The sequence below is a fragment of the Oceanobacillus sp. FSL K6-0251 genome, from assembly GCF_038004725.1.
Classification (GTDB): domain Bacteria; phylum Bacillota; class Bacilli; order Bacillales; family Amphibacillaceae; genus Oceanobacillus; species Oceanobacillus oncorhynchi.
In genome coordinates this window covers 4,616,926-4,639,761 of the sequence record NZ_JBBORS010000001.1, presented here as the reverse complement: position 1 = coordinate 4,639,761, position 22,836 = coordinate 4,616,926, and the positions used below count along the sequence as shown (strand labels likewise).

Sequence of the window (22,836 nt, the reverse complement as noted above, 5' to 3'; positions counted from 1 at the left end):
GAAAGCGCTTTACAAAGCTTGCAAACATACTGCTTTAAGAGCTTGCCATATCTATTGAATCCTTAACAAACATAAAAAGGAGGTTAAAAAGATGGTAGGAATTATCATTGCCAGCCATGGTGAATTTGCGACAGGTATCTTGCAGTCTGGAGCGATGATCTTTGGAGAGCAAGAGAATGTCAAGGCTGTTACGTTGATGCCGAGTGAAGGACCGGATGACGTAAGAGCAAAAATGGAAGAGGCGATTGCTTCTTTCGACAATCAGGATGAAGTATTATTCTTAGTCGATCTTTGGGGTGGAACCCCCTTTAATCAGGCAAGCAGCTTGATGGAGGGACATGAAGATACATGGGCTATCGTTGCTGGGTTGAATTTAGCAATGGTGATCGAATCATATGCATCGCGCTTTTCTATGAATACAGCGCATGAAATAGCGGCTCATATTATTGATACGGCGAAGGATGCAGTAAAAGTAAAGCCGGAGGAATTAGAGCCGGAAGAAGCTGCTGAATCTGCTTCTGCATCTTCTGGAGCCAGTGCAGGAGCTCCCGGGTCATTTGACTACGTGTTAGCACGGATTGACTCTCGTCTACTGCACGGACAGGTGGCAACGTCGTGGACAAGAAGTACATCGCCTACGCGTATCATCGTTGTATCGGACACGGTAGCAAAGGATGAACTGCGTAAAAAATTGATTCAGCAGGCTGCTCCGTCAGGTATCAAGGCACATACGGTTCCTATTCAGAAAATGGTGGAGCTCGCAAAGGATGATCAGCATTTTGGCGGACAGCGCGCATTGCTTCTTTTCGAGAATCCTCAGGATGTACTGAGAGCTATTGAAGGCGGTGTTCCGCTGGATACGATTAATGTTGGCTCGATGTCTCATTCCACTGGAAAAGTGCAGCCCAATAAGGTGCTTGCCTTTGACCAGGATGATATTGATACGTTCAAAAAGTTGAAGGAATTAGGCGTGGATTTTGATGTGCGTAAGGTTCCAGCTGACTCATATGGGAATATGGATGAGATTTTGAGAAGAGCGCAAGCAGAACTAGACAGACAGAAATAAACCTAAATCATTAGAGGAAAAGGAGGATTAATCATCATGGATTTAACTATTATTCAAATAATATTAATTATTATTATTGCATTTATAGCTGGTATTGAAGGAATCCTGGATGAATTCCAGTTTCATCAGCCCATTGTAGCCTGTACGTTAATCGGTCTGGTTAGCGGAGAGTTAACCGCATGTCTTATTTTAGGCGGCTCGCTGCAATTTATTGCTTTAGGCTGGGCAAATATTGGGGCTGCTGTTGCACCAGATACAGCTTTGGCCTCTGTTGCTTCAGCAATTATTCTTGTTTTAAGCGGACAGGGAACAGCGGGCGTAAACTCAGCGATGGCGATTGCTATTCCTTTAGCAGTTGCAGGTCTGTTATTGACAATCATCGTTCGGACGCTTGCTACAGGGATTGTCCATTTAATGGATGCAGCGGCCAAAGACGGGAACATACGGAAAATTGAAATGTGGCATGTGATTGCTATCTGCATGCAGGGTTTACGTATTGCTATTCCGGCTGCATTGATTGTAGCTATCGGTGCAACACCGGTTAGAGAGATGCTTCAAGCGATGCCTGGCTGGTTAACAGATGGCTTGGCAGTCGGCGGGGGAATGGTTGTAGCCGTTGGTTATGCCATGGTTATCAACATGATGGCTACCAAAGAAGTATGGCCATTTTTTGCAATTGGTTTTGTACTGGCGACAATTCCGGATATTACGCTTGTAGGTTTTGGCGGTATTGGTGTAGCACTTGCACTTATTTATATAGCACTTACGAAACAAGGCGGATCCGGTGGCGGTGGCGGAAACACTGGTGATCCTTTAGGCGATATTATTGATGACTATTAAAAAAAGGAGGACATGAAGATGGCACAAGAAGAAATCAAATTAACAAAAAGAGATCGTATTGCTATTTGGTGGCGCTCTACATTCCTTCAAGGTTCTTGGAACTACGAACGGATGCAAAATGGCGGCTGGGCATTTTCCATGATTCCTGCAATCAAAAGATTATATCAGACAAAAGAAGATCGTGCGGCTGCACTGCAGCGTCACTTAGAGTTCTTTAATACGCACCCTTATGTTGCTTCTCCGATTATTGGTGTAACGTTGGCGCTTGAAGAAGAACGTGCAAACGGTGCTCCGGTGGACAATAAGGCAATTCAAGGGGTTAAAGTCGGAATGATGGGGCCTTTAGCAGGTATTGGGGATCCAATTTTCTGGTTCACCGTCAGACCAATTCTCGGTGCACTGGCAGCTTCTCTTGCTTTAACTGGCAACATCCTTGGACCAATCATTTTCTTCGTAGCATGGAACTTGATCCGGATGGGATTCTTATGGTATTCACAGGAACTTGGCTATAAAGCTGGGGAAAAAATCACGGATGACTTATCAGGCGGATTGCTTCAGGATATTACAAAAGGCGCATCCATCCTTGGTATGTTCATTCTTGGAGCATTAGTAAACCGTTGGGTAAATGTAAGTTTTACCCCGACTGTCGCAGAAGTTGAGCTCGGCGAGGGCGCTTATATTGATTGGGAGAACCTGCCTGAGGGAGCTGAAGGAATCCAGTCTGCAATGATACAACAGGAAGAAGGCAGGTCATTGACCCAAACGGATGTCACGACCCTGCAGGACAACCTGGACAGCTTGATTCCTGGTCTGGCCGGGCTACTGCTCACACTTCTTTGTATGTGGCTGCTTAGGAAGAAAGTGTCACCAATCGTAATGATTCTCGGGTTATTCGTAGTTGGTGTGGTATTCCATGCCATCAACCTGATGTAATAAATCTTTTTCAGATGATTTTTGACGATTAGATGTATAAATAAAAAGGTGCCTCCTGGTATGATAAAACTATCAAATGAAGGAGGTGCTTTTTTATTCCATGCCAGAATCCAGAAGAAGACGTTAACGATATATAAATAAAGACAAATCTATTTTAGGAGGCCGCTATGCTTACTATTGGTTATATTGGAAATGGGAAAAGCACGAACAGGTATCATCTGCCGTTCGTAATGCAAAGAGAATATATCAAAGTGAAAACCATTTACCGGAGAACCCCTGCGAACGATAGCTGGGATAAACATGCAGGAGTGCATTACACTTCAGATTTAGAGGAATTGTTACGTGATGAGGACATTCAGCTTATTGTGATTTGTACAAAACATGACAGCCATTATGAATATGCAAAACAAGTATTAGAGCATAATAAGCACTGTTTAGTCGAAAAGCCTTTTATGGAAACCTCAGAGCAGGCAAAAGAAATCTTTGCATTGGCAAAGGAAAAAGGGTTGATTGTCCAGGCCTATCAAAACAGACGATTTGATAGTGATTTTTTAACCGTTCAAAAAGTGATAGAAGAAGGAAAGCTTGGGGACTTGCTGGAAGTGGAGATGCATTATGACTATTATCGTCCCGAGGTACCGGAGTCTGCCGATTCATTTGACCCTAATGCGTCATTTCTGTATGGACATGGCTGCCATACCCTGGATCAGGTCATCAGTTATTTTGGCAAACCGGACAATATCCATTATGATGTGAAGCAATTATTAGGACAGGGAAGAATGAACGATTATTTCGATTTAGATTTATATTATGGCGGATTAAAAGTATCGGTGAAATCCAGCTATTTCAGACTGAAAGAAAGACCCAGCTTTGTGGTGCATGGTAAAAAAGGGTGCTTTATCAAAGAAACGAAAGATCGTCAGGAAGAGCATCTCAAGTTATTCTATATGCCGGATAACGAGGACTTTGGCATCGATACGCTCCGTCATTATGGCGTACTGACGTATATCGATGAAGAAGGCACCGTGCATGAGGAAACAGTGAAATCGGTAGATGGCGATTATGGGCGTGTATATGACGATGTATATGAAGCGGTTATCAATGGGCAAGATAAAACGATTACGGATGAGCAGACGCTGCTGCAGATGGAAATGTTGGAAACGGGGATTCAACATTTACGATAGCTGATGCTTTTGCATAAATGCATAGAACTTGGATGAACAAGTTGTCTTGTTTATCCAAGTTTTTTTGGTGTGGAGAGTGTAGTTGTTTTTGTGAAGCAGAAAACAGCGATGCTAAAAAAGCCGCCTATAAAAATAGACGGCTAAATAACAAAAATCAAAAGTAAAAACACCACATGCTCCTGTATACATATTTTTAGTTTTAAGAAACACGGGTAACCCCTCTTCGAAACCAAGCAATAATTGCTGCAATAATCAAAGCAAATCCTAAATACCCCATCGTAGAATATACTTTGCCGACAAGCGTTGTAAAACCGACTAAGCTAGCTGCAAAACCAAGTAACCCAATAATCACAACGGCAGGCTTATAGGCTCTGCTATCAGGTGCGATAAATCGTATCGTAAAGGAGTAGAACATACCAACTGCTGTATTATACATCATGCCAAGCAGTGCAATAGCCATCAGAATACCAATAAATGGATGGATTTGTTCTGCTAAGGCAAGTGTTGGCATGTCCATTCCTGCCACAACATCTACTTTCATGAACATCCCGATATGAATAAGAATAATCAATCCGCCAAGCATGATTCCTCCAAAAATACCTCCCCAGCCTGCAACTTTTCGGTCTTTCACGCCTCCGCTCATGACAATCAGTAATGCTGCTCCTGCTGCCAGATTATAAGATACATAGAGGAAGGCGCTTAACAACCAGTTAGGTGCGGCAGAAGCTTGTTCCTTGGCGATTGCATCTGCTTCAGCCAGAGATAAATCCGTGGTGAAAATGGAATAGACCAAGATGATAAAGATAATCGCAATCAAGTAAGGTGTAATTGCTGCAATGATTCCGATAATCTTTTGTGTATTTAATAGCAATGTCAGGATAGTTAAAGTTACCATAATAATGCTGCCTGCAATAGTATTGATGCCAAACATCTGCTCAAAAGTAGAGCCGGAGCCTGCAAACATAACGACGGCTACTCCGAAAAGGAAGAAGGTAATTAAAATATCCAATATCGCCCCGATATAACGTCCGCCGATATGGTAGATTACCCCTTTATGGGAAGCTGCCTGCAAGTCTGTTCCCAGCTGGGCAAAGGTGAATCCTAGAAAGATAAAGAGGAGGGTGGCGACAATCCCGCCAACTGTACCCCATATACCAAAGCTGGTGAAGTATTGCATGACTTCTTGTCCTGAAGCGAACCCGGCTCCAACAATAAGACCAACAAAAGCACTTCCTATTTGAAAACTCTTTTTCATCTGATTATCTCCCTTATTTATAATCTTTCTTAACCACGGTATAGGCTTCTACAGCTTTCCGATCCACTTCATAACCGATTCCAGCTTTTGTCGGGACGGTGATATATCCATTTTCTGCAACAACCTCCGGAGCAATGATATCTTTTTCCCAGTAGCGGCTGGAACCAGCGGTATCCCCCGGTAAAATAAAGTTTGGCAGTGTTGTTAGAGCGATATTGTGAGAACGGCCAATTCCTGATTCCAGCATACCGCCGCACCAGACTGGAATATCATTTGCTGCGCAATAGTCATGGATTTTCTTCGCTTCGGTTAAGCCGCCGACACGGCCGATTTTGATATTAATAATTTTTGTACTTCCCAGTTCAACTGCTTTTCGTGCATCTTCCAGTGAGTGGATGCTTTCGTCTAAGCAAATCGGTGTTTGGAGTTCCTTTTGTAATTTTGCATGATCGATAATATCGTCAGATGCCAAGGGCTGTTCAATCATGGTCAGGTCAAAGGAATCTAACTGTTTTAATAGTTCGGTATCCTCTAAACGGTAGGCGGAGTTAGCATCTGCCATAATTGCTGTGTCCGGGAATTTCTCGCGTAATGTACGAATCACATCGATGTCCCAGCCAGGCTTGATTTTTACTTTCATGCGTTTATAGCCTTCTTTGATATAGCCGTCTACTAAAGCGATAAGATCCTCAATGGATTTTTGGATGCCGATACTGATGCCGACTTCAATCTTTTCTTTTCTGCCACCCAGCGCTTCAGCAAGGGATTGGTTGGTTTGTTGTGAGTAAATATCCCAGATAGCTCCTTCGAGGGTAGACTTTGCCATGTTGTTTTTTCGGATAGCAGCAAAGATTTCATTAACTTCATCCGGGTGCTTTAATTCTTTATTTAGGATAAGCGGGATTAAAAAATCCTCCAGCATATGCCAGTTGGTCTGCAGGGTTTCTTCGTTATACCATGGGGCATGGAATGCGACGGATTCTCCCCAGCCGACGGTTCCATCCGCATCCTTTGCTTCCAGTAATAAAAAATCTCGATTTGTAAATGTGCCAAAGCTGGTGGTGAAAGGAGCTTTTAGTTTCATTTGTAAATGACGAACAGTGACTTCTGTGATTTTCATCGTTATTTTCCTCCAAGATCTAAAATATCTTTTTTTACAAAAATGTATTCCCCATAATTTTCATAGGGTGCTAACCGTATAGCTGCGTAACCTGCTTCAAAGAGATTTTGGAACAGCTCTCGTGTCTTTAGTCTCCAGTCCATGGCGAGCTCTTGACTTGCTGCTTTCAGTCCTTGAAAATCCTTTGGCACACGAACGGAATAGGAATATTCCGTCAATTCAAACGGTTCCTTCTCTTTCGTGAAAACGGGCAAACCTTCCTGATTAAAGGGTAACGTGTTCAGAGTCGTTGCATTTTCTGTATTTACGGATTGCTGCTCCCCCACGTATGGACTTTTCAGGTGCCAATGGATTTCAAAGCGGTCTGAAGGGAGTCCTTTATTAAAACCATCCTGCATATTGCTGTAACAATTCTCAATATAGGTGTTACACATGCCGTTTAGTTTTGTTAGATTAAGATAGGCATTACGTGTCTCCAAAGGATCATATGTCCATTTCATCATGTCATAACCTTTACGGATAGCAATCTCCCGCTGTTTTTGTTTCAGCATTTTTCCAATGCCTTGAGAACGGTATGCTTGATCCATACCAAGCATATGAGAGCATAGATAGCTTTTGCCGTTATCGAAGCCTGCAAACCCATAGCTGAAGCCGACTAATTGATCGTCAGCATAAGCACCGACCATGATGCCGCCATTTTTGACTGCTGTAAGCGTCTGATGGGTGGGAATGGTAGCCATTCCCCAAATCCTTCCCTCCAGCTCCTGCATTTGTTCCATCTCGGCCATTGTTTTTAGTTCTTTACATTGAATCATTTTGTATCGCTTCTTTCTGTTTGTTGTAGTGCTAGGACAAGCGCCTGTGTGATAATTTCTGCTCCGGTTGGCAGGTGCTTTTGATTGAATGTCATTTCTGGATGGTGGAGCCCCGGTGTGACGCCGCATCCGAGACCAAGCATCGTTGTCTGCAGCTCAGGCTTGGAATACGTATAAAAATGAAAATCCTCTCCGCCTGGTGTCACCACGTCCGGCGCACAATTTTCTTCTCCAGCTACATTGATAATAGCTTGCTCCAAAATGGATTTTGCTGTATCACTTACTTGAGCTGCGACGATATGGGCATCTACATTGTAATCAATGGAAACATCGTATAGTGTACTTACCGCGCCTGCTGCTTTTTCAAATCCGGCAGTCAGAGCCTCCATGGTTTCGTTGGTTTGAGCACGGGCATCGATGCTAAAGGAAGCATTTCCTGGAATAATATTTGTTGAAGCACCGCCTCCCTGTATTTGAGTCATTTTAATGGAGGCTGATTCAGCAGGGCTAATCCAAATACGCTTGAGTCCATCAATCAGCGCAGCTGCTGCTTCAATCGCATTCGCTCCCTGTTCTGGTCTTGCACCGTGCGCTTCAACGCCATGAATTTCTCCTGTGAAAAGCTTCGCTGCTCCATGATATAGTGCTGGTGCGTAGGTGCCGTCCTCTAATTCGATTAGTGGCCGGACATGTGCTCCAAATAGAAATTGGAGCGGATCCACAACACCTTGATCAACAAAAGCTTTTGCACCCTGTGCTTTTTCTTCTGCCGGCTGAAAAAGGATACGAACAGCTCCGGATAATGTCGGCTCCAGCTCTTTTAATAAAAGAACGACACCGAGCGCTACAGTCATATGTCCATCATGGCCGCAGGAATGGTTCGCCTGGAATAATCCATTAACCTTTTGCCATAGTGCATCTATATCCGTTCTGAATCCAACTGTGGGAGTTCCTTTTCCAATGTCTACATATAACCCGGTCATATCAGGAAACGTTTGCGGAGCCAACCCCTCGCTGCGCAGAAAATCCACAAGATATGCTGTGGTTTCTACTTCATTCCAGCTTATTTCAGGGTGCTTATGCAAATGTTCAAAAATTGCCTGTAAACGTTCGGCTAATTGTTGTTTTATCAATTTTCTCAACTCCATTTATCAGAAATAAAAGTATGATTAAAGTCATCATAATTGACGCGCTGCTTCTCATAATAATCCGGGTCAAATGTCATCATTCCAGTTACTACTAAGTTAAGGAAGGAAATAAGTGATGGCATCAGATCAATGGTTGATTTCTCTGTTTGCTCCAATACAAAAGCATAGGAGCAATGTTTTTGAATCGGCGCCAGCTTAGAATCGGTTATGGCAAGCACTGTTATTCCACGTTTATGAAGCGTCTCCGCAATATGAATGGGTTCTTTAAAGTAACGGTGTAAGGAGATTGTGATGACGACACCATCTTCATCTATTTCCTGCATCGTCCGGATAAGCTCTGGCGTTTCTGTATGAATAATGGATACATTTGGCCGTAAAATATTTAAGGTGAAATGGAGCCACTGAGCGGGGAATTGTGATGCGCCAGCCCCGATAATATAGATATTTTTTGCTTCATGTAATTGATGTGTTGCTTTATAAAATAATTCCTTATCTATTTGTTCAGCAATTCTGTCAATTTGAGTGATATCTTTTTGCATCGCCTTCTCAATGAGATGCTGATCATTAAACAGCTTCTTTTTTGCTGAAAAATAATTCCCAAGTGTGCTGACTGTATTTTGATTAAAAACAAATAAGGTAATCTTTTTCTGCAGTTCGGCATAGCCTTCGAGTCCAAGTGCATAGCAGAAGCGAATAACAGTTGTTTCACTTGTTTCAGCTTTCTTTCCAACTTCAGCTGCAGAATGTGTCCCGACAAAGGTTGGATTATTTAACACGAAATTGGCTACCTTCTGTTGTTTCTTTGATAGAGCATTAAAATGAGCCTCGATTAACTCTTTAATTGGCTGGATACCTTCCAAAAAGAAGTCCCTCCTTCATTTTGAATAAAAAAGAAGTTTAAACTTTTTAAAACCATATCATAAATAAGAAAGGATAACAAGTAATTTTCAGAAAAAATAATATAGAGACATTATTATGACAGTATAGTTGCTTGGCAATGAAGCTGGAGAAAAAAGTGCAATACTTATCTGATAGAAAGAGAAACTGTTTTTTCGTGATTTTTAATACGTCGTTCATACTTTTAAAAAGTTGCATTTACTAAGAAATAATTCATACGTATTAACATTGTAGATAAAATCATAGAAGCATCCTAATCATCTTGTTTGATAAGTGGAGGGTTTAAACATTTCATTTTTCGGCTAAAAGTACTATAGATATGCAAAAACAACAAAAAATAAATCGAGGTGAATCCAACTTGAGTGAAACAACAAGATATATCGGTCTAATAACTGCACCAGGTTATCCAAATGAAATAGGGGCAAGACTGCGAGAGGAATTACCGTCTTTATTGGAGTATTATGTAAAAGAAGAAATCGATTGGAAAATTGATTATATAGAAGATCCCTTGATTGGCGGTGGCGCCGAATCAAAGGAAATACTGGAAGCTACCAAGAAGAAGAAAGAAGAAAAGGAATGGGATTATGCTATTTGTTTAACTGACATTCCTTTGTTTATAGAAAAGCGCATGATTGTTGCAGAAGCAAATGAAGATGAAAATATTGCATTGATCAGCATGCCCAGCTTCGGTTCTACTTTAATGATTAGACGTTTGCGGGAATCCATCATGCAGCTGGTCAACGAAATGTATTATGGGAGCTCAGATGAGGCAAGAGAGCGTTCTGCAGAGCGGATTGAATCAAAGCGCAGCAAGCACAAGGATGTGGATGTAGATGATTCCAAAAATCTGATGACGAACAGATTTCTTGGCTGGCTGACGCCGATTAAGCGTGAGGCACCAGAGGATAATGAAGAGAAATATATGGATGTTCGTTTTACAGTGGGGCGCAGAGGGAGTATTACTATCCGCTTATTGGGAGGAATGGTGCGGGCAAACCGTCCATGGAATATGTTTCCCGCATTTTTGAAAATCCTGACTATTGCTTTTGCCACGGGTTCTTATGCGCTGGTTTTTCCAACATTATGGTTGTTAAGCGAGCATTATACGATTTTCAGGATGTGTTTGCTTACCGTATTTTCTGTCATAGCGATGACGCTCTGGATTATTTTGATTCACCGATTATGGGAGAGGAAGCGGGATCAGAGCAATGATTACACACGGAGGCTTTATAACGCTATAACGTTTTTAACGTTATTTATTACCGTTTGTATTTATTACGTCATGCTTTTCTGTTTATTCCTCGTCGGCGTATTTGTTTTTATACCAATGGGAATGCTGGAGGAACAGCTTACGAGTGACCCTGGCTTAATTAATTACTTCTATATTGCTTGGATTGCTGCCAGTGTATCCACGGTAATTGGTGCGCTTGGTACAGCGTTAGAGGATGAGGATGTTGTGCTGAATGCGACGTATGGCTATCGTCAGCGGCAGCGCCATGAACAGCTGAAGAAGAAAAAAGAGAACGAAGAGGATGAGAATAAAGAGAAGGAATCCCTGTCGAAATGATATAAAAAAGAGACCGTTTTTTTCAAGCCGGTCTTTTATTTGATAAGCCCTATTCATAACAGGAAAGAATTATTATTTTTCTCCTGTGTATGGATAGGTCTTTTATTTTATCATCAAGCATTTTATGTGCATGCCTGTCTTTAAGAAAAACAGGCAGCTGTTGTAATTGCTTTCATATTTTGAAATAATAGTTTCGAACTGAGCTGGTTCATTACACTAGCTGGAAGAGAAAATCTTTAGAAGCTTATTATTAAAACCTGTATGTTCCACATTAAAAAATGCGATGAGAATTAGAATCAAAAGGAGCGTGTATGTATGAAAGCTTTATTGTTGAAAGAAAAAGAGGATATGGCTATTCAAGAAATTGAAAAACCAGTGCTTCAGCCTGAAGAAGTATTGATTGAAGTGAAATATTGCGGAATCTGCGGGACAGATGTACATATTTTTCATGGGGAACCAGGTTCCGCTGAAATCACACCTCCGATTGTTTTAGGGCATGAATTTTCCGGAGAAGTTGTTGAGATAGGTGCATCTATCTCCGGCTTAAAAGTGGGAGACCGTATTGCTGTGGATCCAAATATTTATTGTGGTAAATGTACGTATTGCCGCCAAGGGAGGGTACAGCTATGCGAAGACCTCTCTGCTGTTGGGGTAACGCGAAATGGCGGGATGGAACAATTTTGTGCTGTTCCAGAGACTGCTTGTCATCTTTTAGATAAAGAGCTGCCTTTGGAAGTTGGCGCTTTGGCAGAACCATTAAGCTGTGTACTTCATGGATTTCATCAAATCAGCGAGATTCAGGCGCGTACGAAGGTATTGATTATTGGCGGAGGGTTTATTGGATCTTTATTTTTACAGACTGTCCAGCTAAAGAATCCAGCTAAAGTCGACGTCTGTGAAATTGATGTAAATAAACATGCGCAGCTGAGTGAGTTGGGTGCGGACCATCTATTTCAATCGACAGATGATGTAGCGGCAGAGTATGACCTCGTGATTGAATGTATCGGCAAAAAACAGACCATAGAGGCAGGTATCCATAAAACTGGAAAAGGCGGTGAGGTACTTCTTTTTGGAGTGCCGTCACCAGAAACGCTTGTTGAGTTCCCTGCTTTTGATGTGTTCAGCAAAGAGTTAAAAATGGCCGGTTCCTTTATCAATCCTTTTACAGTAGAAGAAGCTGTTTCCTTGTTAAATCAACAAAAAGTGCAGGTTACACCGCTGATTTCACATACGCTGCGTTTAGAGGAAGTACCAGCTGTTTTAGGGAATTATGGGGATTACGGGATTACGAAGGCTATTGTAAAGCTGTAATCCATTTATTACTTTAAAAACTAATTTCTATTTATGACAAAGCCTTTCATTTTCCCCTGAATTATTGAGGCAGCTGAGAGGCTTTTCTTTGCGTTTTTTAATAACTGATTATTCCTCTTGCTGCTCCATCTTCCACTCACTAAATTTCCGGACAATAATATCAAAAACAATATGAAAGGGCAAAAAGCTGGAGTTGTCTACCTTGTTATATAAATAAAACGGTGTACTGTTTACATAGATATTAAACATGGCATTTTGTGCCAGGAAATTATTTCGCAATGTCGTCACGCTGATATATTTAATATTTCTTGTTTTGAACATATGGATGATTTCGTCCAGATTTTTCGATTCTCCAGATAGAGAAATAATAAATATAAGGTCCTCTTCCCCAAATTCATCAATGCCATCTGTTAAGTCTCGTTCACTTCGCAATATGAGAGACTTCTTATGGAGAGACCATAACTGTCTTTGTACGTTATTGGCTATATCCTGCTGAGCCGTCCCCGTACCATAAATATAAATAAAACTTGCTTCGTCGATCAACTCATTTAATTTGTGGAAATTTAACTGTTCCATATATTTCATGGTCTGTTGTATATCCTGGTTCAGCAATTCCATTAAATCCTTGGAAGTATCTTCAGTGTAAATATTTAATTTAATATACGCTTTCAAATCGCTGTAGCCGTCTAGACCAATTTTTCTAGCCAGCCGATGAATGGAAGAGATAGAGGTATGGGCATAATCTGCCAAGTCCTGAATTTTCATTGCTTTCATTTCATCAATATGGTTGTGAATGGTATTAATGATATGCAAATCATTCTCATTCAAGTCCTCATAGTATTCATTCACCAATTTATCCAGAATCATTTGATTCATCTCCTTGTAATGAAAATGTTTTCATTCTATGAAAATATAATCTAATGTTACTACGTTATTTCTGAATGCGTCAAACCTATTGGAATTTGAAAGCGCTCCCTATATATTTGAATTAGGAGATTAAAACAAAGGAGTTTTTGTTCATGAATGCAATCAAGCGATTTGGCAGTGCAATGATTGTTCCCGTTCTTTTATTTGCGTTCTTCGGTATTGTTGTCGGACTGGCAACATTATTTAAAAATCCCGCTATTATGGGAGGTATCGCTGAAGAAGGAACAATGTGGTATAACATCTGGACCATTATTGAAAGTGGCGGGTGGACGATTTTTGATCACATGGAATTGGCTTTTGTGATTGGTTTGCCGATTTCACTTGCAAAGAAAGCGCAAGCACGTGCAACACTTGCGGCATTGATGGTTTATCTTGTTTTTAATAATTATATCAATGCGATTCTGACACTTTGGCCATCAACGTTTGGTGTTGATTTATCCCAGGGCGTTGAAAATTTAACAGGTGTGAAAGAGATTGCCGGTATTCCGACATTAGATACAAATATCATTGGAGCCATTGCCATATCTGGTATCGTGATTTGGATTCATAATCGTTTTTATGATAAGAAACTACCTGACATGCTGGGTATTTTCCAGGGACTTGTATTCGTTACCATTATTGGATTTTTCGTTATGATTCCGTTTGCTTTCCTTATTGCATTTGTATGGCCGTATGTTCAGCAGGGGATTGGTTCCTTACAGGGGTTCATTACACAGGCAGGCTATATCGGTGTTTGGCTGTTTCATTTCCTGGAACGTGTTTTAATTCCAACAGGGCTGCATCATTTTATCTATACGCCGTTTGAATATGGGCCGGCAGCTGTCAATGAAGGGTTAAAACCATATTGGATTACGCATTTAAATGAGTTTGCCAATTCAACTGCAGCATTAAAGGATCTTTATCCATATGGATTCTTAATGCAAGGAAATATTAAGATGTTCGGCTGTCTGGGTATTGCGCTGGCAATGTACTATTCTACACCGAAAGCGAACCGAAAGAAGGTACTTGCGCTTGTATTGCCAGCCACATTAACAGCCGTATTTGCAGGTATTACTGAACCGCTTGAATTTACATTCCTGTTTATCGCACCATACCTATTTGTGATTCATGCGCTTCTTGGAGCGACCATGGTTACAATTATGAACATGTTTGGTGTTGTTGGAATGATGGGTTCTGGATTTATTGAGATAGCTGCGTTGAACTGGATTCCGCTCTCTTCTAATCATGGAGGGATTTATATAGTCCAAGCGATTATCGGGTTTATCTTTGTAGCACTGTACTTTGTCCTATTCAGATGGATTATTTTGAAGTTCGATATTGCCTTGCCAGGTCGGAAAACGGATGAGGAGGCTAAATTGTACACAAAACAGGATTATCAAAATGCTAAAAAAGAAGAAGAGACTGATAATCAAGAAATTGCAGCTGCAACATATGATTCTGAATATGAAGAGAAGGCGGTCTATTATTTAGAAGGACTTGGCGGTAAAGAAAATATTAAAGATGTCACCAATTGTGCAACACGTCTGCGTGTCACAGTAAAGGATCCTGACTTGGTCAAAGGAAATGATTACTTTACCAAAAATCAGATGGCTCATGGAATAGCTCAAAGCGGCCAAAGTATACAGGTCATTGTAGGCTTGAGTGTACCGCAAGTGAGAGATTCCTTTGAAACAAAACTTTAAAAATATATCAGGAGGCGTTTTAAAATGAAAAAATTTAACATTACGATTGCTGGAGGCGGAAGTACATTTACACCGGGGATTATTTTGATGCTGCTGGATTATCTGGATGAATTCCCGATTGATACAATCAAACTCTATGATAATGATGGAGACAGACAAAAAACAATTGCAGATGCATGTGAGATTTTATTAAAAGAACGTGCGGCGGAAGTGAGTTTGCTGGCTAGTACCAATCCAGAAGAGGCATTTACCAATGTTGATTTTGTAATGGCTCATATCCGGGTTGGCAAATATGCGATGCGTGAACAGGATGAGAAAATTCCATTGAAGCATGGAGTGGTAGGACAGGAAACATGTGGCCCTGGCGGAATTGCTTATGGAATGCGTTCGATTCCGGGAGTATTGGAACTGGTCGATTATATGGAAAAGTACTCTCCAGATGCCTGGATGCTGAACTACTCTAATCCGGCTGCCATTGTTGCCGAGGCGACTCGCAAATTAAGACCTAATTCTAAGATTTTAAATATTTGTGATATGCCTATCGGGATTGAAGAATTAATTGCCAAAAGCTTAGGTTTGTCCTCTCGTAAAGAGATGGAGGTAAACTATTATGGCCTGAATCACTTTGGCTGGTGGACAGATATTCGTGATAAAGAAGGAAACAGCTTGATGCCTCAGGTGACAGAGCATGTCAGCAAGTATGGATATACCATGGGCGGACAGGATATCCCTGGAGAAGAAGCGAGCTGGAACAGTACATTTAAAAAGGCGAAAGATGTACAAGCATTAGACGCAGCAACAGTACCTAACACGTATTTAAAATATTATTTATACCCTGATTATGAAGTAGCACATTCCGATAAGAACCATACACGTGCGAATGAAGTGATGGAGGGCCGTGAGAAGTTTGTATTCGGAGAATGTCAGGCAATCATTGACAAAGGAAGTGCGGAGGATACCAGGCTTGAAACGGATGATCATGCTTCCTACATCGTTGACTTGGCAAAAGCAATTGCCTTTAATACAAAAGAGCGCATGCTGATGATTGTAGAAAATAATGGAGCCATCGTTAACTTTGATCCAACTGCAATGGTAGAGGTTCCTTGTATCGTTGGCAGCAATGGTCCAGAAAAACTGGTTGTCGGCGAGATTCCGAGATTCCAAAAAAGCCTGATGGAGCAGCAGGTAGGCGTAGAAAAATTAGTAGTAGAAGCGTTTGAAGAGGGTTCTTACCAAAAATTATGGCAGGCAATCACCTTATCTAAAACCGTGCCAAGTGCCAAAGTAGCGAAGGATATTTTAGATGATTTGATTGAAGCGAATAAAGCGTTCTGGCCAGAGTTGAAATAGTTTCTGACATACAGGCAATAGGAGTGGAGACGCTCCTATTGCTTGTTTTATGTGGTATTGTCGGGCTTTTAAATTTTTTCGCCTGTACGCATTTTCATCATTGAAAAGTTACAATACACCAAAAAGTTGCTGCCCGAACGTATGTCTAGTTATGGTAAAATAAAAGGTATTATTAAATAAAGCAGAATATTCAATTCAACCACAGTCAATATATCATATGGGGAGAGAAAAAGTAATGCAGAGAAAATGTATTATTCTAGGGCTTGCTATACTTATTTTTGGGCTGATTGGATGCAGCAGCAATAATAATCATGCCAGCAAGGAGACGCAGGAAGCTGCAGCGGATGATTCACGTGAAACAGTGACGGAAAAAGAAGAAGTATCAAATGATGCAGACCAAAAAGCAGAAGAACCAGAGGGAAATAAAGCTGATGTTAAAAGCCAAGATGCAGACGAAGAATTAAAGGAAGACATGACAGATGAGAAAACGCTAGAAGCCGACATAGAGACGGGAACGGGTGAAGCTGAAACAAATGGTGAAGAACAGGAGGATGCAGCATTTCTATCACCAACTTCCACAGAATACGATATAGAAAGGGTAGAAAAACATGGGGAGTGGGCTGAGATTTCTGCAGAATATCCCGTGTTTGGCACAGAAGAAGCAGATAAAGCGATTGAGATGGAAGCCAAGAAGCATTTTGAAGAATTTGAGACGGAATTTGAAGAAAACGAGAAGCTGCTTGCAGAAATTTCGTATGAAGGAGGAGAAAGTCTTTATTTTTGGGAACCGACTGTAACGGATGATTATATCTCCTTTATGTTTGGACATGTTATGGATTTTGGCGGGCCGCATCCATATACGTATCAATATCCTTTTAATTATGATTTAAAGAACCAAAGGGAATTATCGATACAAGATTTTGTGAAAAATGAATCCCAGCTTAGTAATCTTGGTGATTTAATATATAATAAGCTGGAAAATGAGGGGCCGGAATTAGATATGCTGGAAGAGGCAACACAGCCGGAATGGGATAATTTTCAGCGCTTTATTCTAACGGAAGATTCGATTATTTTTCATTACGAGCACTATGAGCTTGGACCATATGCTTACGGAGTGTTTGATGTAGAGGTAACATTTGATGAACTGAATGAACTTTGATGAAAAACTGGCATTCTATTGGCTGGAGAATAGAATGCCAGTTAGCTTTGTTGGAGAGGTGAATTTGTTTGGTTCTCTTTTTGTATATCTTTCAAGAGAATTTATTTCTAAAGCAAGCATATCTATATACAACACAAACCATGCTGTATCTATTCCAGATTATAGCAGTCTTGACATCCTAACCCACCATGCTATGATTCTCTTTAAAGAGAGACATGAAACAGTGCATTGCAAAGGGGGATTTATTAATTGGTGAAGAGAAAGAAAGTCTACGAAACATTACCTAAGAAAAAAAGATTCAGTAAAAAGAAAATATCAATCGGTATATTAGGATTTATTGTTGTCCTGGGTCTTGCTGTTACTTTGTTTGTAAACGGATACATAAATAAATCACTGCCAACCACAGAGGGGACGGTGGAGCTTTCCATTCTTGAGAAGGAAGTAACGGTGATAACGGATGAAGACGGGGTTCCGCATATTCAAGCAGATAACGCCCGTGATTTATATATTGCACAGGGCTATATTCAGGCAGATCGGCGAATGTTTCAAATGGAGCTCTCTCGAAGGCAGGCATCGGGGACGTTGAGTGAAGTCGTTGGGGAGGATGCGGTCAATCAGGATAAGTATTTCCGAACGCTGGGATTAAGAAGAGCAGCGGAGGAATCGTATGAAGTGTATACGGATGAGTCAATAGAAGTTCTGGAAGCCTTTGCCGATGGAGTAAATGCGTATATGGAAGAAGCGAAGGAAAGTAACAGCCTGCCGATTGAGTTCACATTAATGGACTTTGAACCGGAAGAATGGACGCCGGTGGATTCGTTAACGATTGGAAAATTTATGGCGTTTGATCTTGGCGGACACTGGGAGCAGCAGGCTTTTAATTATTATTTGTTGAATAAATATGACGCGGAAAAGGCATATGAATTATTCCCTGCTTATCCGGAAAACAGGCCGACAATCATCCAAGAGGATGAACTGGATATTGCAGCGAGCTTTGAGAATGCGGTAATCCCCCATCCTTTTAATGGCAGTAATAACTGGGTGGTCAGCGGAGATAAAACAGCATCTGGCATGCCGCTATTGGCAGATGATCCACATCTTGGGCTCGCTACTCCGTCGATTTGGCTGCAAATACATTTAGAATCTCATGACGGGTTGAATGTGGGCGGTGTTATTTTTGCCGGGGTGCCGGGGATTATTCTTGGTCATAATGACCAGATAGCCTGGGGCGTGACCAATACAGGTCCAGATGTACAGCAGTTATATATTGAAAAGCGCAACCCTGATAATCCAAATGAATTTTTATACGAGGATGAATGGGAAGAAGTAGTAATGATTGAAGAGCCCATCAAAGTAAAAGACGCAGAAACCATTGCTTATGAAGTGACTGAAACACGTCATGGTCCCATTGTTTCCGAATTTGCGGAAGATACCGGTGCGGAGACCGTGCTTTCTTTAAGATGGACGGCATTGGATCCAAGTACCGAATTAGAGGCAATTATGGAGATGAACCGTGCTGCCGATTGGGAGGAATTTGAAGAAGGGCTGGAGAAGTTTCTTGTTCCCGCACAGAATTTTGTGTTTGCATCGAATGATGGCACGATTGTCTTTAAAGCAAATGGCAAAATCCCTGTTTATGAAGATGGGAAAGATGCTTTACTGCCGCTGAATGGCTGGGAAGCGGAGAATGAGTGGCAGGACTTTATTCCATTCGATGAATTGCCTTCGGTTGTTAATCCGGAGAAGGGTTTTATAGCAACGGCTAATAATAAGGTTGCTCCAGATGATTATCCTTATCATATCAGTAACGTGTGGGCACAGCCTTATCGCTATGAGCGGATTGCGGAGGTACTGGAATCAGGGGATGATTTCACCATAGAAGAAATGCAGGATTTGCAAATGGACCAGACTGACTTAAGAGCACGGGAATTTGTTCCTTTATTTCAAGACGTCCTAGTGGATGAAGCATTAACAGAGCAAGAGCAGGATGCGGTCCAATTATTGGCTGACTGGGATTTTGTTATGGATAAGGACGCACCGCAGCCGCTTATCTTTGAACGTTGGATGCGGGAAATTCAAAATCATATCTACCGTCAAGAAATACCAGGCACCATGCGGGGGTTATTCTCCACCCAATCCCAAGCAACGGAAAATCTGCTGCGCAGAGCTTTTCATGGAGAGGATTCCATATGGATAGAAGAAAACGGCGGATTGGAAGAAGTGTTGGCCAATTCGCTGAAAACAACTGTAGAAAAACTGACGGAGGAACATGGAGAAGAGATGTCTGCCTGGACATGGGGTGATTATCATCAGGTGCAATTTAACCACCCATTATCAGGCATCAGCCCATTTTTAGCGTTTTTCTTTAATCGTGAAGATGCTCTGCCCGTTGGAGGAAGCGGCGTGACGCCCATGGCTGCCAGCTATCATTCCGAAACAGGCGAGGTCGATCACGGTGCTTCCTGGCGGTTTGTAATAGATACGAACGATATGCATGCCGGGTATCATATTGTCGGTCCAGGTCAGGATGGTCATTTCAAGAGTGAATGGTATCAGAATCAAATGAGCGACTGGGTGGAAGGGAATTATCATGAGACGAGGCTGGATGAGACTTCGGGTCTGGAGCTGACGTTGACTCCAGAGGAATGAAATAGGATGAGCGATTAGGATGAAAAATAATGACTCTCTCTGCTTGCTGTTTCTGTGCGGAGGAGTCATTATTTTTTAGTTGATAAATCATCAAAAACAGATATGTTTCTAGGTTTATCCTCCTTGTTCCGTGAATTTTTTGTGGTTATAAAGGCTTTAATTATGAAAATAATGAAATAATTATCCTGTATTATAGTATAATTGTATTGGGTGAATCGATGCGAATTATAAAAGTACTCCCCTCATGCTTCTATGAGGAGAAAGGAGAGAAAAATAGATATTTGGCCGATCCTTTTGCTTACAGCAGGATTAATGGCATTCATCATCTATTTATCAGTCGTAGTCAGCAGGTTATTTTTTGTAAAAAAAGAGGCAATTACACCTGGCACAGCAAGTTTATTATTCATTAGCTTTATTTTAGTATCGAGCAGTTTTTATATGGTTTTGACAGAGAAAAACGGTATCCTTCCACTTAAGAATATGACGTCGTCTATAGCAGAGCAGTGGAATGATGAGGGGGAGAATATGCAGCCGCTGAATCAGAATAATAAAATGAAGGATTTATTAAATGCATGTCTACAGAGGGACGGTATAGATATGCTTTTTGAAGAATTTCCTTTTCAAGTTCTGGATGTTTCTCTGCTGGAGGAGGAATGGGGACAACAGGAGGAAACGCTATTTACAGAAACGAATATCGTCGCCAGATTTTCTATAGGGGATGATGATGTTATGTTAATAGAGGATGCTGTTAAGGGAAGTTCTGAAAAAACGCTGATGGAGCAATTTGATTGGGAGAGTCTGGATAGGGATGTGCTGGATTCTTGTTTAGCTGAGATTGGAGAATTAGAATAGTAGTCAGGGGAAAAGCACCTATCAAATTGCATTTGGACGTTTCATGCTGATAGGTGCTTTCAGTTATTCCTTAGAAATAATCAACTCTGTCTTAACCTCGTCAAATCCCCTTATCACCTCTTCTCTCACTTTCTGATCCGTCACAACATAATCAACCTCATCCAGTCCGCCAATATTCACCGTTACATTTCTTCCAAATTTTGAACTGTCCGAAGCAACATAGACTTCATGAGAAATATCAATAATCTTTTTACGGGCAAGCGCTTCTTCCACATTGTAATCTGAAATTCCTTTTTCCATAGTAATGCCGCTTGCACAGATGAATGCCTTCTGTATGTTCAATTGGTGAAAGTTAAATAAATAATCATAGGTGACAACAGAGCGTTCGTTCTTTCTGACCTTTCCTCCAATAACGATGAGCTCGACATTGCTGTTCATTAATTCAAGTATGACAGGGACAGAGTTTGTAATGACAGTCAGGTTTCGTTTCTCTTTAATATATCTTGCAATTTGATACGTCGACGAACCGCTGTCTAAATAAATACAATCGCCGTCCTCAATATGTTCCTCACACGTTTTTGCAATTGCTGTCTTTTCATCTAAATGCGTAATCATGCGCTCTTCCATGCCCGGGGGAGAGACAGTCACCAATTATTACGACATTTCTATTTCCAAACGATACATTTGAATTTGCAGACTTTTATCATTATGTGAAGGAAAGAGGCTTTGTACTTTATCCAGGCAAGTTGACAGAAATAAATACATTCCGGGTAGGCAATATCGGAGAAGTCTATGAAGAGGATATAAAAAGATTATGCAATGTCATCCAACAATATATGGGAGCAGTGGTAAAATGAAAAAAGTAGAAGGCATTATATTTGATTGGGCAGGGACAACGATTGATTTTGGCTGTTTTGCACCGGTACACGCATTTGTAACAGTTTTTGAAAATGCGGGCATTGAAGTTACCATAGAAGAGGCGAGAGAACCAATGGGATTAACAAAGATTGATCATATTCGGACGATGCTATCTATGCCGAGAATTACAGCATTATGGAATGAAAAGTACGGCCAGGAATTCACCGAACAAGATGTAGAGAACTTATATGTTGGTTTTGAAGCTGCTCTCTTAGAAACATTAGCAATGTACACAGATCCGAAACCAGAGGTACTGGAAACGATAGAACAGTTAAGAAGTCAAGGCCTAAAAATCGGCTCTACCTCTGGCTATACGCAAAAAATGATGGATGTTGTTGCTCCAGAAGCAGAGAAAAAGGGATATCATCCAGACTTTTATATGACAGCAGACGGGACAAGCGGAATGGGAAGACCAAATCCATATATGATTTACCGAAATATGGAAGCATTGAAATTAACAGCAGCTGGTCATGTCGTCAAAGTGGGAGATACGATTCCGGATATCGATGAGGCGTTAAATGCTGGTGTTTGGGCTGTTGCGGTTGTTGTCGGCAGCTCAGAAATGGGGCTAAGTGAAGAAGAATTTGACGCGTTATCTGAAGCGGAGCAGGAGGAATGGATTGCTCGGGTAGAGAATACCTTTATAGAGCGCGGGGCTGATTTTACGATCCGGACTATTGGTGAGCTGCCTGGGGTTATTGGGGAGATTGAACGGCGGTTTATGGAATGAATATGCTTTAGGTTTGTGATTTTTTTAAATAGAATATAAATTTTAAAATGGCTGTGTTTTACTTTTCTCAAAGTATGGAACACGGCTATTTATATATCTCTTTTCAAAGGGACAACGGACTTTTTGCCCCGCTATTGATAATTATCATTTCAAGAAATAAATATAACTTATTTCATATTCGGCAAAAATAATTAAGAAGCTTTTACAACACGCTCCCATTCTCAGCCGTGTTATAATCAGACCAGCAAGGTGGGACTGTAACATGAATTTAGAAAAGCGGATGAATGCGCGTTAACGTCGTTTATAAAAGCAAAATATTTATCAAATCTGATTAAACCGATATCAGAAGACGGAAGCAGTTAAAGATAATGGAGGGTGATGCTTTAGAATTGACGACCCGCATAAACCCAAAACAAAACACAGAAAGGACCTC

Annotated in this window: 20 protein-coding genes and 1 pseudogene; 14 read left to right on the top strand and 7 right to left on the bottom strand. The window is 41.1% G+C overall.

Annotation, left to right across the window (positions count from 1 at the left end; genetic code table 11):
* The first annotated feature begins 91 nt into the window (after positions 1-91).
* The 4 genes from MKY45_RS22520 (at position 92) to MKY45_RS22505 (ending at position 4,023) form a co-directional block, all read left to right on the top strand.
* Positions 92-1,066 carry a mannose/fructose/sorbose PTS transporter subunit IIA gene (locus MKY45_RS22520; RefSeq protein WP_256705407.1) on the top strand — a complete coding sequence of 325 codons (975 nt, stop codon included), beginning with the start codon at positions 92-94 and terminating at the stop codon, positions 1,064-1,066.
* A gap of 36 nt (positions 1,067-1,102) precedes the next feature.
* Entirely contained in the window at positions 1,103-1,906 is an 804-nt protein-coding gene (locus tag MKY45_RS22515) for a PTS mannose/fructose/sorbose transporter subunit IIC (RefSeq protein WP_256705406.1), read from the top strand.
* A gap of 18 nt (positions 1,907-1,924) precedes the next feature.
* The gene (locus MKY45_RS22510) at positions 1,925-2,839 is read left to right on the top strand and encodes a PTS system mannose/fructose/sorbose family transporter subunit IID (protein ID WP_256705405.1); all 915 of its coding nucleotides are present in this window, start codon (positions 1,925-1,927) and stop codon (positions 2,837-2,839) included.
* Positions 2,840-3,006: 167 nt separating this feature from the next.
* The gene (locus tag MKY45_RS22505; protein WP_341173433.1) at positions 3,007-4,023 is read left to right on the top strand and encodes an oxidoreductase; all 1,017 of its coding nucleotides are present in this window, start codon (positions 3,007-3,009) and stop codon (positions 4,021-4,023) included.
* Positions 4,024-4,222: 199 nt separating this feature from the next.
* Here MKY45_RS22505 and MKY45_RS22500 read toward each other — a convergent pair whose 3' ends face one another.
* Genes MKY45_RS22500 through MKY45_RS22480 form a run of 5 tightly spaced genes read right to left on the bottom strand, consistent with a single transcriptional unit; the run spans position 4,223 to position 9,221 of the window.
* Positions 4,223-5,278 carry a YkvI family membrane protein gene (locus MKY45_RS22500; RefSeq protein ID WP_341173432.1) on the bottom strand — a complete coding sequence of 352 codons (1,056 nt, stop codon included), beginning with the start codon at positions 5,276-5,278 and terminating at the stop codon, positions 4,223-4,225.
* 13 nt (positions 5,279-5,291) lie between these two features.
* Positions 5,292-6,398 carry an o-succinylbenzoate synthase gene (menC, locus tag MKY45_RS22495; RefSeq protein WP_339235129.1) on the bottom strand — a complete coding sequence of 369 codons (1,107 nt, stop codon included), beginning with the start codon at positions 6,396-6,398 and terminating at the stop codon, positions 5,292-5,294.
* Between the two features lie 2 nt (positions 6,399-6,400).
* Positions 6,401-7,213, bottom strand: coding sequence for a GNAT family N-acetyltransferase (locus MKY45_RS22490; RefSeq protein WP_341173431.1), 813 nt, complete (start codon positions 7,211-7,213; stop codon positions 6,401-6,403).
* A complete protein-coding gene (locus MKY45_RS22485; protein WP_341173430.1) occupies positions 7,210-8,361 on the bottom strand; it encodes an amidohydrolase in 1,152 nt (383 codons plus the stop codon). The genes MKY45_RS22490 and MKY45_RS22485 overlap by 4 nt, the downstream gene beginning before the upstream one ends.
* Entirely contained in the window at positions 8,352-9,221 is an 870-nt protein-coding gene (locus MKY45_RS22480; protein ID WP_289584522.1) for a MurR/RpiR family transcriptional regulator, read from the bottom strand. Before MKY45_RS22480 ends, MKY45_RS22485 begins: the two co-directional genes overlap by 10 nt.
* Positions 9,222-9,616: 395 nt before the next feature.
* Between MKY45_RS22480 and MKY45_RS22475 the strand changes: the two genes are divergently transcribed.
* A complete protein-coding gene (locus MKY45_RS22475) occupies positions 9,617-10,825 on the top strand; it encodes a hypothetical protein (RefSeq protein ID WP_256705398.1) in 1,209 nt (402 codons plus the stop codon).
* A 315-nt stretch (positions 10,826-11,140) separates the two neighbouring features.
* Positions 11,141-12,136, top strand: a complete 996-nt coding sequence (locus MKY45_RS22470; protein WP_341173429.1) for a zinc-dependent alcohol dehydrogenase family protein — start codon at positions 11,141-11,143, stop codon at positions 12,134-12,136.
* Between the two features lie 108 nt (positions 12,137-12,244).
* Here the strand turns inward: MKY45_RS22470 and MKY45_RS22465 are convergent, their stop codons facing one another.
* Positions 12,245-13,003 carry a MurR/RpiR family transcriptional regulator gene (locus tag MKY45_RS22465; protein ID WP_042528886.1) on the bottom strand — a complete coding sequence of 253 codons (759 nt, stop codon included), beginning with the start codon at positions 13,001-13,003 and terminating at the stop codon, positions 12,245-12,247.
* Positions 13,004-13,155: 152 nt separating this feature from the next.
* On the opposite strand from MKY45_RS22465, the gene MKY45_RS22460 reads away from it, so the two are divergent.
* The 6 genes from MKY45_RS22460 to MKY45_RS22435 all read left to right on the top strand — a co-directional run bounded on the left by MKY45_RS22460 (position 13,156) and on the right by MKY45_RS22435 (position 20,755).
* Complete coding sequence (locus MKY45_RS22460) at positions 13,156-14,745, top strand: alpha-glucoside-specific PTS transporter subunit IIBC (RefSeq protein ID WP_212929286.1); 1,590 nt, start codon at positions 13,156-13,158, stop codon at positions 14,743-14,745.
* Between the two features lie 24 nt (positions 14,746-14,769).
* Complete coding sequence (locus MKY45_RS22455) at positions 14,770-16,095, top strand: 6-phospho-alpha-glucosidase (RefSeq protein WP_341173428.1); 1,326 nt, start codon at positions 14,770-14,772, stop codon at positions 16,093-16,095.
* 235 nt (positions 16,096-16,330) lie between these two features.
* Positions 16,331-17,254 (top strand): RsiV family protein, encoded by a 924-nt coding sequence (locus tag MKY45_RS22450; RefSeq protein ID WP_341173427.1) that lies wholly within the window; start codon positions 16,331-16,333, stop codon positions 17,252-17,254.
* Positions 17,244-17,510, top strand: a complete 267-nt coding sequence (locus tag MKY45_RS22445) for a hypothetical protein (RefSeq protein ID WP_341173426.1) — start codon at positions 17,244-17,246, stop codon at positions 17,508-17,510. The genes MKY45_RS22450 and MKY45_RS22445 overlap by 11 nt, the downstream gene beginning before the upstream one ends.
* On the top strand, positions 17,507-19,903 hold the full coding sequence (locus MKY45_RS22440) for a penicillin acylase family protein (protein ID WP_445667645.1): 2,397 nt from the start codon (positions 17,507-17,509) through the stop codon (positions 19,901-19,903). The genes MKY45_RS22445 and MKY45_RS22440 overlap by 4 nt, the downstream gene beginning before the upstream one ends.
* 312 nt (positions 19,904-20,215) lie before the next feature.
* Positions 20,216-20,755 carry a hypothetical protein gene (locus tag MKY45_RS22435; RefSeq protein WP_341173424.1) on the top strand — a complete coding sequence of 180 codons (540 nt, stop codon included), beginning with the start codon at positions 20,216-20,218 and terminating at the stop codon, positions 20,753-20,755.
* Between the two features lie 63 nt (positions 20,756-20,818).
* Here the strand turns inward: MKY45_RS22435 and MKY45_RS22430 are convergent, their stop codons facing one another.
* Positions 20,819-21,370 carry a DeoR/GlpR family DNA-binding transcription regulator gene (locus tag MKY45_RS22430; protein WP_341173423.1) on the bottom strand — a complete coding sequence of 184 codons (552 nt, stop codon included), beginning with the start codon at positions 21,368-21,370 and terminating at the stop codon, positions 20,819-20,821.
* Positions 21,371-21,390: 20 nt separating this feature from the next.
* On the opposite strand from MKY45_RS22430, the pseudogene MKY45_RS22425 reads away from it, so the two are divergent.
* Together MKY45_RS22425 and phnX are read left to right on the top strand one after the other, a co-directional pair.
* A pseudogene (locus MKY45_RS22425) lies at positions 21,391-21,612 on the top strand (2-aminoethylphosphonate--pyruvate transaminase); the annotation flags it as partial.
* Positions 21,609-22,403: a phosphonoacetaldehyde hydrolase gene (gene phnX / locus MKY45_RS22420; RefSeq protein ID WP_341173422.1), complete on the top strand. Its 795-nt coding sequence runs from the start codon at positions 21,609-21,611 to the stop codon at positions 22,401-22,403. The pseudogene MKY45_RS22425 and the gene phnX, both read left to right, overlap by 4 nt.
* Positions 22,404-22,836 lie beyond the last annotated feature (433 nt).

What these genes read in the sequence shown, in the direction of transcription:
- MKY45_RS22455 (WP_341173428.1), top strand. Translation starts at nt 14,770, where the DNA reads ATGAAAAAATTTAACATTACGATTGCTGGAGGCGGAAGTACATTTACA.
- MKY45_RS22515 (WP_256705406.1), top strand. Translation starts at nt 1,103, where the DNA reads ATGGATTTAACTATTATTCAAATAATATTAATTATTATTATTGCATTT.
- MKY45_RS22505 (WP_341173433.1), top strand. Translation starts at nt 3,007, where the DNA reads ATGCTTACTATTGGTTATATTGGAAATGGGAAAAGCACGAACAGGTAT.
- MKY45_RS22445 (WP_341173426.1), top strand. Translation starts at nt 17,244, where the DNA reads ATGAACTTTGATGAAAAACTGGCATTCTATTGGCTGGAGAATAGAATG.
- MKY45_RS22485 (WP_341173430.1), bottom strand. Translation starts at nt 8,361, where the DNA reads ATGGAGTTGAGAAAATTGATAAAACAACAATTAGCCGAACGTTTACAG.
- MKY45_RS22470 (WP_341173429.1), top strand. Translation starts at nt 11,141, where the DNA reads ATGAAAGCTTTATTGTTGAAAGAAAAAGAGGATATGGCTATTCAAGAA.
- MKY45_RS22465 (WP_042528886.1), bottom strand. Translation starts at nt 13,003, where the DNA reads ATGATTCTGGATAAATTGGTGAATGAATACTATGAGGACTTGAATGAG.
- phnX (WP_341173422.1), top strand. Translation starts at nt 21,609, where the DNA reads ATGAAAAAAGTAGAAGGCATTATATTTGATTGGGCAGGGACAACGATT.
- MKY45_RS22500 (WP_341173432.1), bottom strand. Translation starts at nt 5,278, where the DNA reads ATGAAAAAGAGTTTTCAAATAGGAAGTGCTTTTGTTGGTCTTATTGTT.
- MKY45_RS22460 (WP_212929286.1), top strand. Translation starts at nt 13,156, where the DNA reads ATGAATGCAATCAAGCGATTTGGCAGTGCAATGATTGTTCCCGTTCTT.
- MKY45_RS22450 (WP_341173427.1), top strand. Translation starts at nt 16,331, where the DNA reads ATGCAGAGAAAATGTATTATTCTAGGGCTTGCTATACTTATTTTTGGG.
- MKY45_RS22510 (WP_256705405.1), top strand. Translation starts at nt 1,925, where the DNA reads ATGGCACAAGAAGAAATCAAATTAACAAAAAGAGATCGTATTGCTATT.
- MKY45_RS22520 (WP_256705407.1), top strand. Translation starts at nt 92, where the DNA reads ATGGTAGGAATTATCATTGCCAGCCATGGTGAATTTGCGACAGGTATC.
- MKY45_RS22430 (WP_341173423.1), bottom strand. Translation starts at nt 21,370, where the DNA reads ATGATTACGCATTTAGATGAAAAGACAGCAATTGCAAAAACGTGTGAG.
- menC (WP_339235129.1), bottom strand. Translation starts at nt 6,398, where the DNA reads ATGAAAATCACAGAAGTCACTGTTCGTCATTTACAAATGAAACTAAAA.
- MKY45_RS22435 (WP_341173424.1), top strand. Translation starts at nt 20,216, where the DNA reads ATGGCATTCATCATCTATTTATCAGTCGTAGTCAGCAGGTTATTTTTT.
- MKY45_RS22490 (WP_341173431.1), bottom strand. Translation starts at nt 7,213, where the DNA reads ATGATTCAATGTAAAGAACTAAAAACAATGGCCGAGATGGAACAAATG.